The organism is Methanosarcina siciliae T4/M, from assembly GCF_000970085.1.
Lineage (GTDB): Archaea > Halobacteriota > Methanosarcinia > Methanosarcinales > Methanosarcinaceae > Methanosarcina > Methanosarcina siciliae.
Map to the genome: position 1 here is coordinate 267,892 of NZ_CP009506.1, position 16,173 is coordinate 284,064.

Annotated in this window: 16 protein-coding genes; 6 read left to right on the plus strand and 10 right to left on the minus strand. The window is 44.7% G+C overall.

Features of this window, described 5'->3' with window-relative positions:
• Positions 1-49 precede the first annotated feature (49 nt).
• From MSSIT_RS01215 to mtrE, 9 genes are all read right to left on the minus strand, one after another.
• Entirely contained in the window at positions 50-1,180 is a 1,131-nt protein-coding gene (locus tag MSSIT_RS01215) for a hypothetical protein (protein WP_048169326.1), read from the minus strand.
• 1,234 nt (positions 1,181-2,414) lie between these two features.
• A complete protein-coding gene (gene mtrH / locus MSSIT_RS01220) occupies positions 2,415-3,365 on the minus strand; it encodes a tetrahydromethanopterin S-methyltransferase subunit H (RefSeq protein WP_048169328.1) in 951 nt (316 codons plus the stop codon).
• A 12-nt stretch (positions 3,366-3,377) separates the two neighbouring features.
• Complete coding sequence (gene mtrG, locus MSSIT_RS01225; RefSeq protein WP_048174413.1) at positions 3,378-3,599, minus strand: tetrahydromethanopterin S-methyltransferase subunit MtrG; 222 nt, start codon at positions 3,597-3,599, stop codon at positions 3,378-3,380.
• 17 nt (positions 3,600-3,616) lie between these two features.
• Positions 3,617-3,835, minus strand: a complete 219-nt coding sequence (locus tag MSSIT_RS01230) for a tetrahydromethanopterin S-methyltransferase subunit F (protein ID WP_048169330.1) — start codon at positions 3,833-3,835, stop codon at positions 3,617-3,619.
• Positions 3,836-3,840: 5 nt separating this feature from the next.
• On the minus strand, positions 3,841-4,563 hold the full coding sequence (gene mtrA / locus MSSIT_RS01235) for a tetrahydromethanopterin S-methyltransferase subunit A (RefSeq protein ID WP_048169332.1): 723 nt from the start codon (positions 4,561-4,563) through the stop codon (positions 3,841-3,843).
• 1 nt (position 4,564) lies between these two features.
• Positions 4,565-4,891 carry a tetrahydromethanopterin S-methyltransferase subunit B gene (locus MSSIT_RS01240; protein WP_048169334.1) on the minus strand — a complete coding sequence of 109 codons (327 nt, stop codon included), beginning with the start codon at positions 4,889-4,891 and terminating at the stop codon, positions 4,565-4,567.
• On the minus strand, positions 4,888-5,691 hold the full coding sequence (gene mtrC, locus MSSIT_RS01245) for a tetrahydromethanopterin S-methyltransferase subunit MtrC (protein ID WP_048169336.1): 804 nt from the start codon (positions 5,689-5,691) through the stop codon (positions 4,888-4,890). Before mtrC ends, MSSIT_RS01240 begins: the two co-directional genes overlap by 4 nt.
• Positions 5,692-6,441, minus strand: a complete 750-nt coding sequence (gene mtrD / locus MSSIT_RS01250) for a tetrahydromethanopterin S-methyltransferase subunit D (protein ID WP_048169338.1) — start codon at positions 6,439-6,441, stop codon at positions 5,692-5,694.
• Positions 6,438-7,352 carry a tetrahydromethanopterin S-methyltransferase subunit E gene (gene mtrE / locus MSSIT_RS01255; RefSeq protein ID WP_048169340.1) on the minus strand — a complete coding sequence of 305 codons (915 nt, stop codon included), beginning with the start codon at positions 7,350-7,352 and terminating at the stop codon, positions 6,438-6,440. The genes mtrD and mtrE overlap by 4 nt, the downstream gene beginning before the upstream one ends.
• 780 nt (positions 7,353-8,132) lie before the next feature.
• On the opposite strand from mtrE, the gene MSSIT_RS01260 reads away from it, so the two are divergent.
• A complete protein-coding gene (locus MSSIT_RS01260) occupies positions 8,133-8,939 on the plus strand; it encodes a sugar phosphate isomerase/epimerase family protein (protein ID WP_048169342.1) in 807 nt (268 codons plus the stop codon).
• Between the two features lie 334 nt (positions 8,940-9,273).
• Positions 9,274-9,831 carry a TATA-box-binding protein gene (locus MSSIT_RS01265; RefSeq protein WP_048169344.1) on the plus strand — a complete coding sequence of 186 codons (558 nt, stop codon included), beginning with the start codon at positions 9,274-9,276 and terminating at the stop codon, positions 9,829-9,831.
• A gap of 219 nt (positions 9,832-10,050) precedes the next feature.
• On the opposite strand, the gene MSSIT_RS01270 is transcribed toward MSSIT_RS01265, so the two are convergent.
• The gene (locus MSSIT_RS01270) at positions 10,051-11,970 is read right to left on the minus strand and encodes a sodium:solute symporter family protein (protein ID WP_048169346.1); all 1,920 of its coding nucleotides are present in this window, start codon (positions 11,968-11,970) and stop codon (positions 10,051-10,053) included.
• A 453-nt stretch (positions 11,971-12,423) separates the two neighbouring features.
• On the opposite strand from MSSIT_RS01270, the gene wtpA reads away from it, so the two are divergent.
• The 4 genes from wtpA to MSSIT_RS01290 all read left to right on the plus strand — a co-directional run bounded on the left by wtpA (position 12,424) and on the right by MSSIT_RS01290 (position 16,069).
• Positions 12,424-13,482 carry a tungstate ABC transporter substrate-binding protein WtpA gene (gene wtpA / locus MSSIT_RS01275; RefSeq protein WP_048169348.1) on the plus strand — a complete coding sequence of 353 codons (1,059 nt, stop codon included), beginning with the start codon at positions 12,424-12,426 and terminating at the stop codon, positions 13,480-13,482.
• Positions 13,483-13,597: 115 nt separating this feature from the next.
• Positions 13,598-14,416, plus strand: coding sequence for an ABC transporter permease (locus tag MSSIT_RS01280; protein WP_048169350.1), 819 nt, complete (start codon positions 13,598-13,600; stop codon positions 14,414-14,416).
• Positions 14,403-15,449, plus strand: a complete 1,047-nt coding sequence (locus tag MSSIT_RS01285) for an ATP-binding cassette domain-containing protein (protein WP_048169352.1) — start codon at positions 14,403-14,405, stop codon at positions 15,447-15,449. The genes MSSIT_RS01280 and MSSIT_RS01285 overlap by 14 nt, the downstream gene beginning before the upstream one ends.
• A 14-nt stretch (positions 15,450-15,463) precedes the next feature.
• Positions 15,464-16,069 (plus strand): TOBE domain-containing protein, encoded by a 606-nt coding sequence (locus MSSIT_RS01290; RefSeq protein WP_048169354.1) that lies wholly within the window; start codon positions 15,464-15,466, stop codon positions 16,067-16,069.
• Positions 16,070-16,173 lie beyond the last annotated feature (104 nt).

A 16,173-nucleotide genomic window follows, 5' to 3' on the forward strand; every position in this document is an offset into this window, starting at 1 on the left:
TTCTTCAATTTTTCCAGATTCTTTGAGCCACTTTTCTTTCCCAGGAGCTTCATTCCTTTGAAAAGAAGTCAGGTTCTTTGAATTCTTCCATTTCGGTTAAGTCAGAGCTGTCTGCAGGTTCGTGTTCCTTATAAAACCTGAACACGATCATGCTTGAATATGAAATAGTTACGAAAGGTGTCCCCTGCTCCATAAATATGTTTGAGAAATATTCAACGAGGTTATTGATTACTCTCTCATTTTTGAAATCATGGAAGATAGTTACTGATTCGTTTCCAGGTTTGAGGCCGATTTCTATATTCTTTACCAGCTGGGTTGCAAGGTACATTTTCCTGAAGTACATCAGTAAATCGGGAAGAGCCATTTCGTTTACGGATTGTTTGCACAGGCGTTCCAGTATCTTTGTCGGATTCGGGACCTCCCCGGCTGCAAAAGTTTCGAATTGGTTTCTGTGCAGAGTCACAAGGTTGTACCTTTCAACATTATATGTATACATTAGCTGGGTCCAGAACTCCGTATTATCGTCAAGTTCCCTGCATATGATGTCAAGGTAGCCAAAGTGTTTTCGGATCCCAGGCATAGTCTCATTCTGAGAAACTGAGAGGTTCTTTTTGAATGAGATCTGGGTTGAATTTGCCCGCCTGAATATGTGTTCCACGTCCAGCTGTTTCCATCTGGCCAGAAAATGGGCTATTAGCTGGGCAAAAAATTCCCTGCTATTTATAGTGGAATTGGAAAGGAGTAAAAGAGCAGAGTCAGGATTGTGGATATCTTCACACTTGATTGATGTTCTGATTGTCCATTGATAGTTTTTGGAGATCTGGTTAAGGTAATCCTCAAGTTCTTTCATATCACTGATTTCAAAAGGATTGATAAGCTCATTTACCAGCTCTTCTTCCGTAAGCCTTCCTTTCGTATACCTGAAAAGCCATTCGAGCATTGTTCGATTTATTATGGTATTTTCCCCGTTTTTTATTGTGTCATTCAGTTCTTCTTTTGCGGGAGTTTCTTTTAAAAATTTGATCGCTTCGTCAATGCTTTTGTGATATGTAAGTGCTGTGTCTGCAATTTCAATTGTATCCCTGACTGCGGCGCTAAGATTCCCGTCATTGGCATCCAGGAGGGGCTGCAACTTTTTGAGGTACTTATCATCAAGGGATATGTTTTTTCTGATCAGCATATTTTCACCCGAGATGATCTGGTTTTTCGCTCCTTTATGCTACGATCCATGATTTGTACCCCTGGTATAATGGCTTTTTTATCTCTTCTGACTCAAAGCTTAGAATAGTTGTTTTTTTAAGGTGCAAAATATAATTAATAAGCCTAAAAACATTAGTCAGTAGCTTATATATTGGTAAGTGCTACCAAATATTAAATGTTTCTGTTTAGTGTTATTTTCTTGAGAATTTTTGTCAACTTATGTTGTTTTTCAGGCAGGTCAATTATCTGCCGTCGCACATAATATCCCCTGTTACACACTTACTTAAATTTTTTTATTTTGTTTTTCCACTTGTTATTTTATGGTTCGTATCAGGTACAACTTTCAACCTATGTACTGAAGTGGAGAAGTGGTAAAGTGTCTAAAACAGGTAATATCAGTTCACAATTCTTTATATATATATGTAAGACAGTGTACGCAATGTAAATCAAATAAATTAAAATGTGAATAGGGCACAAATAGCCTTGAAAATCAGGTTACTGATTCCCGGTATGCTCACAGTTTGCATGTCTTTGTTGTCCTCTTGAGTTACGGAAGACATTATTTAACTCCAAAAATGTGAGTATGGAAATGGATTTGTGTGCCTTGATTGAGTGGGGGGTTCTGTATACACTCATTCAGGTCTCTACAACATCCTCAATAATCTGATTTTTCCAGAGTATATTTGTTCCCCTAAAAAGCGAGTTGGGAGTGGATTCATCGTATCTGGCAGGTATTTATACTTCCTCACCTGCCAGGTACTTTCCTTCCAAAAAATATGAGAGTGCTAAAATTTCTTTAAGTTCCAGTCCTTTTCGCTGTTTTTTATTCACGTTGTTTTTTATTCACGTTGTTTTTTATTCACGTTGTTTTTCATTCATCTTTTTCTCCAATCGTTTTCAATAACTCATCTCATTTTTTTATGACTGAGTTCTTCTGTCTCGACCTCAACTTTGTATAAATATTGTATGAGCTCTACAAGGCAAGGATCTTTAAAGAGATATTTTAAGGACTTGGGGCTGTATAAATCCACAATTGCTTACAAGGACGCCGGATTTAATGGTGAGAACCTAATGATGGGTAACCTGATGATGAAAAAACCGATGATAAAAAGAATTTAAAATTAATTACAAAATTCCGGTAGTAAAAAAGAAAGAGCAAAGAGAAAATTTCCCTTTGCTTCTGGATCTTGAGATCCTTTTAATAAATTTTGAACTTATGTCAATTTGGTAACAGGGTGGTTGTCTGCATCCGCGATCTCGACGCCAAGTTCTTTTGCGGTTTCTCCGAGCATGATGTCGACCATTGCGACAGCCGGGAATACCTTCTCAACGTTCTCGATCGGACCGTAGAGCAGGAAGTCAGAACCTGCAATCTGGGCGACAAGGTTAGTGCCTATGTCGGTGGGCATGTAGATTGACTTCGGGTCAGGCTGGGTCTTCTTGAACTTGCGGAGCCAGTCCCAGGCAGAGGCCATGTTGTGGTATCCGCCACCTACAGGCAGGCCGAGCTTCCCCTTAATTGTCGGAACCGATCGGATCGTTGCACCGGAACCTGCACCCAGGGGCATTGCTGCAACGTCGATCAATGGGATCTTGATTCCACATTCCTCGGCGACCTGGAGCATACCCTTTTCCTGTCCGGAACCACCGACTTCAAGGATGTCAAGCTTTCCTTTTACGGTTGGGTCAGTTGCATTGAATGCCAGAACGATGGCAGCCTCCACATCACTCTCAGCGAGGATGTCTATTTCGCTCTGTTCGACACTTGCATTGATGGAGTTGTGGATTGCCCTGTTAGCAACACCGATTTCGGTACAGTACTGGGCAGCAGCTGCACGCACTTCTCCGGCTGAAGAGTCGATAAGGAAGGGGGTCTTGTCGTCGATCTCTATGAACCAGTCGATATACTTCTTGATGGACTCAGGGGTTTCTCCCACAATCTGGTTCACGTAGGGGTTTCCTGTGGCATCGCTCAGTGATACCTGGGTGTTCCAGAGAGTCTCTGCGGCTGCCCTGTCGAAAATCCCTTTGTCCTCATCGGTCACGATCTTGTGCCTTGCATAGAACATGGTACTGACTAACACGGTCGGGTATTCGCCCGGCTGTCCGCCGAACTTAACTCCACCTACTTCGAAAACTTCCTGTTTCTTGTCAAACTTGAACATTTTGATCCCTCATTATATTGTGAACATTGATGATACCGAGACATAGATCAGGAAGAGAAGCAGTCCTACAACTGCGCCGTACAGAATTCCAATGTCTCTTCCTACCTTCCTTCCGATTCTCTGTGCAATTTCACTGTTGACAAACTCAACTTTTTCATCGATCTTTTCGAGCCTTTTCATTACTTCGTTAAACTCAGCTGGATCTACATACGCTGCTGGTGCTTTTCCATCCATATTTTCACCTCTCAAGCTTAGAGACCGGCCAATAACGGGAGTAAAATCACCATCAGCAGTGAAAAGATGAAGCCTGCTGCAAAGCCAATTATTCCTGTGGCCATTACCCCGGAATCCAGTTTCTGGTTCCTCGCAATCAGCTGTGCTCTGTACCGAATGCTCTCAACAGTAGCGTCTATTGCGCCCATCTGAGGGTTGAGCACCATTGGGACTCCTTTTCCGTATTCTTCTGCCATTCTCCTTACCTCCCGAGCAGTAATAACCCAAGCAGGGATATGGTTACTGTCAATCCGATCATGGCACCTTCAATCTTTCCTGCATGAACCCCTGAGTGGAACTTGTTCAAGTTTCCGATGTCAAGCATCCGGGCTTCAACGGCTTTTAGCCTGTTGCGGATGACTGCAATCTCACCGGAGACCGGCCTGACGACACCGCCTTCTTCTTCTTCTTCTCCTTCTTCGCTGATTTCCACAACCAGTGGTTCTGCATCGAAGGCTCCGGGGTCCTTTGATACAAGTTCCCTTACCTTGGCTGTGATTGCGCCCATGTCTTCCGTGTCCAGCAGGTCTATGGTCTCGATTTGCTGCTGGAAACGGGCAACTGCATCATCGTTCAGGTTTTCTACATAAGGGATAGCGCCAACCGCACCTACAATTCTGTGGTCTTTGACACCGTTTGCATGGATGCTGAGCATTGCCTGTCCTGTAACGTGTCCTTTGACTTCAGCTCCTGTTACAACCAGGTACCTGATATTCGGGTTCGAAATAACGTGGGCTACGACCTTCTCTATGCCCAGGTTTTCGGTTTTACAGGATCCGGTAATTGCTGCTCCTGCATCGAGTACTGGCTTTCCGGGGAGGTGCGATGCACAGGTAATAACTGCAACACAGCCCTTTACATCACCCACTTCATACTCTCCCTTCAGGATTGGCCATCCTGATGCGGGTTCTCTTTTGTCTGCCATTTTACATACCTCCCTCGATCAGTCTCTGTATGAATATGATCAGGGCAAGTAGCCCGCTGAAGGCAAGACCTACAACGATTCCATAGAAAGCGTTCCCGTAAATTCCTGCCATATAGGAGGTGTTCTCACGGCCGGGCCAGGAATTCATGAGCGGCTTGCTGGGCGAAAGTGAGTTTACCAGATCATCTGAAATTGCGTCCAGTTTGTCCATTCTCTCAAAGACAGGGTCCATGGAATAGAGAATCGAGTCTTCCCTTTCTTCTGCCACAACCGCAGTGTCAGGGTCCAGGACCAGATGTACTTCGGGAGCTATGCGAATCATGCTCATTCTAATTCCTCCGCGCTTGGCAACAGCCCGGTTCCAACGACTGCATGTGCATCTCTCTTAACGAATCCATAGTACTTCATAAAGGCATAAGCCCAGATAATAACCCCTATAGCAATGTTTAATCCGGCTGCCATTAGTCCTTCATGGAGTGAAGACGCAAACCCTGCAATTATCAATGCAATAGCTGCTTTTTCAACAGCTACAGAAAGAGTCCTGTCCTGCTTCTCGTCAGGGCCGAGGTTTGCATTGAAGGGGTGAAGGATTCCCATACCGCCGATGATAAAAATCAATGCAATGTATCCGTTGGCGACGACGTATTCGATAACATCTGCATAATTAAAGGTTCCGGCAATGACTACGCTTAATCCGATAATTACCAGAGTTCCCGCACCTGCAATTTCCACCATGGCCTGTTCCATTATAGGAATGCCCATCCCGATTACTTTGTTTGCAAGGACACCGATAACAGCGCCTATAATTGCAGCTGCAATAAAGGATACGATAGGTCCTGCAATACCTCCTACGGAAAGTCCGAAGAGGGCAGCGACAATCCCCATACCAAGGGAAATCATACCAATAGACGGAACTCCTGTCCCAAGCCCGTAGCTTGCAACACGGCGGACCGCATCAGCACCCCAGACCATGGCGCAGATTGCTCCAAGCCCTCCGAAGAAGGAAAACTGTGCTGGCATGAAGTTGCCGAGGTAAATCCCTGCAAGGCCGCCTATTGCACCGATAGCCATTATTGTTTGTGGGGGATACCCGCCTTTAGCTTCTCCTCCTGCTCCACCTGCAGACATTTAGACCACTCCGAGTTGTGAAATTGCGATTACTGCCACTATGGCACAAAGTATAGTTGCTACAAAGGAAGATATCACCGCTTTTGGCCACTTCTTCCACTTCGGGTCGTGGAACCCTTCGATTGTACCTCCTATGTTGTAGGAAGGAATCACAGCGTTTACGAAGAAGATACCTATTGCAAACATAGCAGCAATTCCTACAAGTTCATGTCCTGTGACAGAAGAGCTTGCACCTGTACTGAGTCCTGCAGTAAGGCCCACTTCAATAAGAGAATAGTATACTAGGGCTCCGCCGATTCCACCAAGCAAGCCGCCAATAACACCACTGACAAAAGAGACTGTTGGAAGTCCGTGTCCCTCAGTACCCTGGGATACGTACAGGTCCTGCCTGTATTTTGTAATTGGGTCGTACTTTACTTTTGCTGATGAAGGCACACAGCCAACACCATATACATAGACCCAGGTTCCGACGATCATGGTTACGGAAATCATGATCATTGCTCCCACTGCACCCGATGCGAGAATTAGTGGAAGGTTGTCGGTTATGTTCATCATGAATCCGGCACTGACAAGCCCTGTCAGACCTGCTCCGGCTGCCAGCTGTACGGTACCTGTACCGATACCGGTTGCCTGAGCCATAGCTGCAGGCGCACCGCCCACAGGCACGAAGTGGACACTCCAGGAAATCAGGACACCACCAATTATAATAAATACCAGCCACATGATGTTTGCCATGAGAGCGTCAATCATGCTGAAGCCTCCTCGGTTTTGTCTTCTTTGTAGGGTCCGTAAGCACTACGGGCTTTGACTTCAATCTTCCAGTTCCAGTAAATTAAGATAAGAACAATAATGATACCAGCGACAACAGAGAGCCAGCCTCTGGAAATGCTTACTGCAGGATCAAAAACAGTGGTAACCCAGCTTCCAAGGAACACGGTCATACCAAAAGCCATACCTGTGACAGGACCTCCGAACTTGGCACAGAACCAGGAATTATCATACCCGTCCCTGACCCCGGATTCTCCATATCGGACAATGTTTCCCGAGTTGGAAGCGTTGAGCCCTGAACCGAACTCGAACTGCTGGAATTCGCGCTCTGCACCGTAGTGAACGTCACCGGTGGAAGAGCCGATTGCACCTACTGTAATACCCCAGATAAAGGCCAGCATGGTTAGCGGGAACGGATGTCCAAGTACAACGGTCATCAGATATGACACCACAAGGATACAGAAAGTCGTTATGAAAGCGTATCCCATAATTACGGGGGTGTGGCTTCTGATCATATCCAGATAAACTGGCTGTTTGAAGCGACTCTGACTGGCTGCGCGTCCCATTGTAGATGTGACGGCAAAGGTACCGTGGACACATGCTGCAATAAGAGATCCCAAGACCAGTGCAAAGAGGGGAGACAAAGTGAATTCACTTATTAATACTGTAGCGACGGCTGCACCGACCGAACACATTAATGCGTTTGAGGGGGGTTCCCCTGATACCGCTTTGTTAAATATTCTGTGCGGAAACATCATTTGGGGAGCTAACTGGACCTGTGAGTTCGGGTTACTCTGGGATCCGACATCGGATTCTAGGTCTTCTGAGGCACCTGCAATGGTTGCAGCTACGCCAATAAGTGCCAGCACTCCCATGCCTATGAGTGGTTCCATTCATTTTCCTCCTTTATAGTTATTAACATGTTAATAAGCTGGATTCAAAAACACAATGCATTTTTTTAAAATCGTCTGCCACATCATTGCAAAGAAAAATGATGATGACGAGCGTTAAAATCTGGATTAGAGAGGATCATTCATAAACCTTTCGAAATAAGGGTGCTTTTAAAATATTATTATATTTCTATATAATATACAATCAATTTTATAAGACGTGGGGTGCTGGTTAAAATAAACAAAACCCCATATATATAAAAGAAAATAAATTATACTTCTACCAGTATCATATAAAGATTCCGATTATTACTAATGAATTTTTTTATTTATTTTTAAAAATATATTAACCATTTTTATAATAATAAGTTATCTTGATATGGTTTTTATATTTCTAAATTTTATATAATGTAAATACCCATGATTTTCTTCATTTCTTCAGGGACAAAAAGGACATTTTTCTCACTTCTACTATTCCAAATTACTTTTATTGTCGTTCTTTTCATTGAGAGTATAATCTATTCGATTAAACTATATATTTGTCCTAATAGTATATATATATTATTTTTAAGAGTCACTTTGATAACAATTTATTATATATAAATATGTTGGCTATTTCCCGGTATTTACAGTTCTCTAAAGCTTTTTTCCCCAGGTTAAATGTAAATCGGATTTTTGTTTCTATCGGGGTTCAATCAATTCTCATAACTTTATATAGTGTTGGTGTCCTGATTGTTCCGGGCCTCGCAAAAGAACTTTATATATGGGCTCCTTGCTTAATGCGTGATTTTCGGAGCATCATCCTTTGCCGGTTCCCTGCCGGAACTGAAGGAAAATGTAGGGTCTATAGAATTATATATCCCCAAACTGGGAATTTATAACGGTTCTGTACTTGAAAAGAAAGAACTTGAACGTATCCTTGATGAAATGTCAGCATACTGCTTTGCAGGCACTGTTCACGCTCCATATTTCGCAGCAGATCCCAGGTATCCTGCAGCCCTGCAGGTAGATACTGCAAAAATGGGAAACAGGGAGTTTACTCTCCTTGAAGAGTCCATGACAATTGCAAACAGGATAGGGGCTCATGTAGTGGTGTTACATCCTGGCAGGATCGGACCTGATAGGGAAAAATCCTTTGCTTCAATGGTCAACAACCTCAGCTTTCTTGCTTCCAGGGCTGAAGATTATGGAGTTACGCTGGGACTGGAGAATAAGGAGGGTACGGATCCCTTGAACTTTTGCTGTGAAGCTGAGGAACTCGCCAGAACCATTGAAATTGTAAACTCCGACCCTCTGAGAGCTACCTTTGATATCGGGCACGCAAACCTTACCTGCGGGGGAGACTCTGAAAAACTCAGGAATTTTGTCCGGACTCTGCAGAAACATATTATGCACCTTCACCTGCATGACAATAGCGGACAGTGGACTGAAAAATATGATGGAGACGAACATATGGCCCCGGGAAAAGGATGCGTTGACTTTTCGGTCCTTAAACTGCTTTCCGGCTACAGGGGCATCTATAATCTGGAAGTTTTTTCCCTGGAAGATGTCAAGTTTGGAAAACAAATCATTGAAAAGGCTCTATCTTAATATTAAACCGCAGAATTAGAATTAACTTCAGAATTAGAATTAAATCCATTGGTCATCGGTTAAGGAACTTTCTTGCCTGAAAGCTATCGATTTTGCACCAAAAGTCACCTTAAATTTTGGCCTTATTACATGAAATCAAACCCAGTTCCAATCAACAATGGGATACAATTTTTGAGAACTGTTGCCAAATAGAGGTAATTTGCCATGATTCCTCACTTAACCGAAGACGCATGCAGTAAAATTAGGAAGCAGACCAATAGATTGAATACCGCAGATTTTTATTTCTTGCCTTGAACCGACAATCAGAACTATAGAACTTACAAATACGTGTGGCATGGAATCCACAATAACTATAGAGAACGTGGTGGCATCTACCGCGTTGGCGACAGAATTCGACTTGGTAAAAATAATGGATTCTGGGTTGGAAGGTGCAGAGTATAACAAAACGAAGTTCCCAGGCCTCGTATACAGAATTGATAACCCCAAAGCTGCCTTTCTAATTTTCACCTCCGGAAAAGTGGTATGCACTGGAGCTAAGACTATCAATAATGCCCATAAAGCCATAATCAATCTGGCTAACAAACTAAAGGACATCGGCTGCGATAAAATAAATCTCGAACCTGAGATACATGTTCAGAACATTGTGGCCAGTGCTGATTTGAAAACAACCCTTAACCTGAACACCATTGCTATAGCTTTTGGCCTGGAGAATGTCGAATATGAGCCAGAGGTGTTTCCTGGGCTTATTTATAGAGTCGAGGCTCCCAGGGTAGTAGTGCTTGTGTTCAGCTCTGGCAAGCTGGTAATCACAGGTGGAAAATGTGAGGAAGATTGTAATGGGGGTCTACGGATCGTCAGAAAAGAGTTCGACAACTTAGGACTTCTCTGTTAAACATGTCCTAAAAGTCTAGTAAACTCGTAAAGGATACCACATACAAAATCGGGAAGTACGGAAGAGGAGATGAAAAAATGAAATGACAAACACTATTAGTAGAGGGAAACAAGTTCTTAACCGATGACCAATGGAATTAAATCTAAAAAAAGAAATTTATGGCCGTGTTCCTCTGAGAACCTCAGCCTTTTTCAGTACTTCACCTTTTAATTATCTTTTTTAGTAGAAGTCCAGATTAACCCCTTTCTGGCCAAGCACTTTTTTCAGCTCTTCATAAGCTGTGAAAAGCTCTTTTTTCTGCCTCCCCACGGTTTCAAGTCTTGGTTCGGCTTTGAGCCATATATCTCTTTCTTCGCTCCCCCTTGTAACAGTGACGCAGGCGAGCATGTCTCCATGAGTGAGCCTGTATACGGAATCAAGCCCTGTTGGAGTGACCCATGCAGGAGAGCTGCTTTTCAGCTTTTCTACAAGTTCGTGCCAGCTGAGAGTCCCTGATGCCCGGAGGTTGAGCTGGAGGTGGGCGCGTTCTCCTGCAACTTTCTCATCGACGTTTTTGAGGAAAGCACCGTATGAAGGATCTTTCTCATTAATCTCGCGTGCCTCGTAGCGGGCAAGCTCTTCGGCTTCCTCTTCGAAGAAGGGTGCAAGGTTAATTCTGCTTGAGGGCTTAGTCATAAGGGAAACTCCGAAGAAAGCAATGGCGCTCAGCCCCATTCCCACTATAACACCGTGGCTCATCAGGGCTGGATGGACGCTTTCAAGGTAGTTAGCTGCCATAGGGGGGGTCTTTATCAGGTCCAGGGATACAAGGGTGGCCTGAACAACAAATCCGACTACCATCCCTGCAAAAGCTCCTTCTTTCGTAGCTCTTTTCCAGTAAAGGCCTCCCATGAGGGGGAAGAAATAGGAAGCACTTGCAATAAAGGTTGCAATATGAATCGCATCAATAATATTGGGGATAACAAAGGAGCCTGCGGTTGCAGCAAGCACAATAATGAGCACGCTAATCCGGTTTACAACCATCATATCCTTCATTGTAGCATCAGGCTTTATATACCTCTGGAAAATGTCCCTTGAGATACAGGAAGCTCCGGAGGTTGCAAAAGTGTCCGCACATGACATGGAGGCTGCTGCAAGCCCTATTGCGCTGAGGGCTACTATCAGGGGGGCTGAGACGAAACGTTCGCTGACAAAAGCAAGGAGTGCAGGTTCTGCCTGAGCCATGCCTGCAGGGAAACCCATGCCTGCGATGTCAGGGTAAATGTTGTTAAAGGCTATTGCGATTACAGCACATGCCGCGAAAACCACAGTGATCATGAGGGACCCGAAGACCATCCCGAGTCGGGCTGATTTAGCGTCTTTTGCAGCCCAGACCTTCTGCCAGGGATCCTGTTCCGTAATCCATCCCGGGATAATTGCAAACACAAATATAAGGACCATGGGAATGCCGATGGAGAGGGGGTTCCACCAGTCATAAGATACGTTCCCGAAAAGTTCGGAGCTGCTCATTGCAGGAGTGTTAAGGCCTCCGTCAGCTACGGTACCTACTGCGGCAAAAGCCATTGCTATTGTGAATATGGAGAGGAAAGAAAACTGGACGACATCGGTCCAGACTACCGCCGAAAGTCCTCCCAGGGTTACGTAAAGGGAGACCGCAATTGCAACGATAGCAGCAGCATAAAGCGGGTCAACGCCATAGAAGACCTGAAGCACCAGGGAGAACCCTGTAACATCGGCTACCGCAAAAAGAATCATCACCACGGTAATGATCAGGGCAATCGGCCATCGGACTGCACTGCCATAGCGCTGTTCCAGAAGTTCGGGTTGTGTGATTGCAGGCAAGTTCTTGATTTTCCCTACAAGCAATGCAATGATGAGGAGGGCAAGGATGTTCGGGGCAACAAAAGCCCATATGGACCCCATTCCCTGCAGCATGTAATACCCGATAACTGCAAGAATTCCTCCCGCTGTCAGCCAGGAGGCTGCAGCTGAAAATCCAAGGGCTGAGGGGCCGATCCTGCGTCCTGCAAGCCAGAAGTCCGTAACAGATTTCTGTTTTTTATTAAAGTACCAGCCAATAGCCACAAGTCCGGCTATGTAGACTGCAAGTAGTATTAAGAAGATATTATAACCATCCATAAGGACACACCAAGAAAGGTTAATTAATGTCTACGAGTTTATTACCTATCGAAACAAGGAATATTATTTCTATTTCTGAAATTCAATTTCTATTTCTATAATTTATGACTATTTAAATATCCTCATTGTATCGACTTATATATAAATAAACTTTTACTTTACTTATAATTTTTATTTACTTCTTTTCTGCTTGATGAACTCCTTTTCTACTTTCTATACAAGCCAACTTGATCTAAATCATTTTTTTATTTTTTTTACTTATATCAATTTATATCCTTGAAATTCTCTTCAGGTTCTTTTCTTTCTTTTCTTTTATTTTTACAGTTTATATTGGTAAAAAGTCGTTATTCTGGTATTAATTATTTTTATTTCCCTGAATTCCACTCTTTTAATGTAAAAAACAGTTTTCCGGACTTCCAAACGTATATATGTTATATTCAAGAAGACATAACTATGAGTGTTAATTCCGGAATTTTCAGGTTCTTTTTGGTTTTCTTGACCCTTGTAGTAGTTGCCAGCCCTGGCTGCGTTGATAACCAGCCAGAGCCCGGGAATACCTCTGCAGGTGAAGGGAAAGTCCTTACCGTTTTCCATGCGGGAAGCTTGAGTGTGCCTTTTGAGGAGCTTGAAGCTGAGTTCGAAGCTCAGCACCCTGGTGTCGATGTTCAGCGGGAAGCTGCAGGCAGTGCACAGAGTGTAAGAAAGATCACCGAACTTGGGAAAAAGGCTGATGTGCTCGCATCTGCAGACTATGCCCTTATTCCGTCCCTGATGGTGCCTGAGTACGCTGACTGGTATGCCGCTTTTGCAAGAAACCAGATGATACTTGCTTACACGAGCGAAAGCAAGTACGGGGATGAGATCAATACGGATAACTGGTATGAAATCCTGAGACGCCCTGATGTCCGCTATGGTTTTTCCAACCCTAACGATGACCCTGCAGGCTACAGGTCGCAGATGGTAACCCAGTTAGCCGAGTCCTATTATAATGATGACATGATCTATGATGACCTGATGCTGGCTAATACGGGGATGACTCTTACCACCGAAGAAAACGGGACAGCCCTTATACACGTTCCTGCATCCGAAGAAATATCTCCGAATACCAGTAAAATTATGCTCAGGAGCATGGAAGTCGAGCTTTCTTCTGCCCTTGAGACCGGGGAAATAGATTATCTCTATATTTACCGGAGCGTAGCTGAACAGCACGGTTTTGAATATGTTGAGCTCCCACCTGCAATTGACCTGAGCTCCATCGAATATGCTGACAATTATTCAAAGGTGCAGGTTGAAATGGTAAACGGAGAAGTGGTTACAGGCTCTCCTATCGTATACGGGGTAACCATCCCCACCAATGCCGAAAACCCGGAACTTGCTACCGAGTTTGTAGCCCTGCTCCTTGGTGAGACCGGTCAGCAGATTTTCATTGAGAATGGACAGCCGCCTATTGTCCCTGCCATTGCCGAAGGAAAGGATTCAATGCCCGAAGAATTGCAGGCCCTTGTAGTATGAAAATGAAGCTTTCTCCCGGGTCCGAAAAGCTGTTTCAAACAACTGAGTTGAACCTCAACCCTCAAGACCCCAGGGAAGCACTTAGTAATAAAAACAGCAGTAAAAAGGTATAAGAATGAAAGCCAAAATCCGAAGAACCCGCAAATTCGAGCCCCTGACTTTCGTCTTCTCCCTTTTATTGCTGGTACTTTTTCTTTTTATTTTCCTGACTCTTTCAAACATGATCTTCGGGCAAATAACGGAGGACTTTTCAGGCCTGATAAAAGCCGCAGGAAACCGCTCGGTGATCAGTTCGATTTTCCTTTCTCTCTATGCGGGTTTTCTTGCCACCCTGCTTGCCCTCATCCTCGGAGCCCCTACAGGTTATATTCTTGCAAGGTTCGATTTTCCGGGGAAAAGGCTGGTTGAGAGCATAATTGATGTGCCGGTTGTAGTCCCGCACACGGTTGCAGGAATCGCCCTCCTCACGGTTTTTGGCTCAAGGGGTCTTATCGGCGGGCCCCTTGAATCCTATATCCAGTTCCGTGATGCCCTTCCGGGAATTGTTGTCGCAATGCTTTTCGTGTCCATGCCCTATCTGGCAAATTCTGCAAGGGAAGGCTTCAAAAGTGTGGACCCGAGGCTTGAAAATGCAGCCCGTTCTCTGGGAGCTCCCCTCTGGAAAGCCTTTTTCTTTGTAACTCTCCCGCTTTCGGCAAGGCATCTCTTAATAGGTGCGGTCATGACCTGGGCAAGGGCGATAAGCGAGTTTGGGGCAGTTGTGATTCTTGCCTACTACCCGATGATCGGGCCCACGCTCATCTATGACCGTTTTATCTCTTACGGGCTTTCGGCATCAAGACCTATAGCCGTACTGCTCATTCTGGTTACGCTTTCGATATTCCTTGTAATAAGAATCCTTTCCGCAGGCTGGAGTATATATGATAGAGATTGAATCCCTCTCCCGGAAATGGAAGAACTTTTCTCTGGATAACCTTAGCCTTAAAGTTGAATCCGGAGAGTATTTTGTGATCCTCGGCCCTACGGGGGCCGGAAAAACCCTCCTCCTCGAACTGGTTGCAGGTTTTCATGTGCCTGATTCGGGAAGGATCCTGCTTGACGGAAAAGATGTGTCTGACCTGCCTCCGGAAAAGCATGACCTTGCTTTCGTGTACCAGAATTATTCGCTTTTTCCTCATATGAACGTGAAAAAGAACATCGAGTTCGGGATGAAAATGAAAAAAATAAAAGACCCGAAAAGGGTTCTGGATACTTCCCGGGATCTGAAAATCGAGCATCTTCTTGACCGCAACCCTCTGACGCTTTCCGGAGGAGAACAGCAAAGAGTTGCCCTTGCAAGAGCCCTTGTTACCAACCCTAATATTCTGCTTCTGGACGAGCCCCTGAGTGCACTTGATCCCCGTACGCAGGAAAAGGCCAGGGAGATGCTTTCGTTTCTCCACAAAAAGAATAAACTGACCGTGCTGCATATTACTCATGACCAGACTGAAGCCCGCATAATGGCTGACAGGATTGCAGTCGTAATGGACGGAAAACTTATACAGGTAGGGACGCCTGAAGAGATTTTTGAAAAACCTGTTGAAGGCCGGGTGGCAAGTTTCGTAGGGTTTGAGAATGTGCTGAAAGGCAGGGTTATCTCTGCCGATCAGGGGCTTCTCCGGATCAGGGTCGGGGAAGTAGTGATCGATGCTGCAGGGGATATGGAGGTTGGAGACCAGGTCTATGCTTTTCTGAGGCCTGAAAACATAGCTTTAAGTAAAAGCTCCACGCAATCCAGCGTCAGAAACTCTCTGCAGGGCAGGGTTACGGAAGTCTGGGTACTTGGAGCGCTCGTGCGGGTGAAGATCGACTGTGGGGTCTCCCTGAACGTCCTCATAACCCGGCAGTCGGCAGAGGAGATGGAGCTCTTCCCGGGGGTCCGGGTCTATGCTCAGTTCAAGGCAAGTTCTGTCCATGTACTCCGTTGAAAAGGTGAAGGTCTGTGAAAGCGAAAACAAAGCTCTGGTTTACTGAAGATGGAAGAACGGTTATGGGTGCTGGCAGAGCCGAGTTGCTGAAAACAATTGATGAGGAAAAATCCCTTCGGAAAGCCTGCCAGAAACTCGGAATCTCGTACAAGCACGCCTGGATGATGCTTAAAAAAATGAATGAAGCTCTCGACGAACCGGCAGTAATTACTATTCGAGGGGGGAAGGATCAGGGTACCTTCCTGACCGATCTCGGAAGAAAACTGCTGGCTGAATATGATGCGAACAAAAAACTGATTAATGATGCCGTAGAAGACGAAACTTCGTGGGAAAATGTGGGCTTCAAACTTTCAGCCCGAAATAAGCTTCCCGGAAAGGTACTTAATGTAGAGAAAAGCGGGCTTGTGTCCAAGATCACTATTGAACTGGAACCTTCAGTCATGACCTCCGTAGTTACGGAAGAGGCGGTGGAAAAGCTGGATGTAAAGCCCGGAGATCGGATTTATGCTGTTATAAAATCCACTGAGGTAATGGTCGCAAAAGCTGTCGGTGGAAAAGAACCTGTCGGTGGAAAAGAACCTTCAAGCCCGGGTTTGCAAAAGTCCGATATTTCAGACTGAGCGTCTCTCAGACTGAATATTTCTTTTTATACCTGGTATACTTTTTGATCTGTGCAATTGACTATTATCTAGGTATTCAGTTTAAGATACGTGATCAAAAAAGT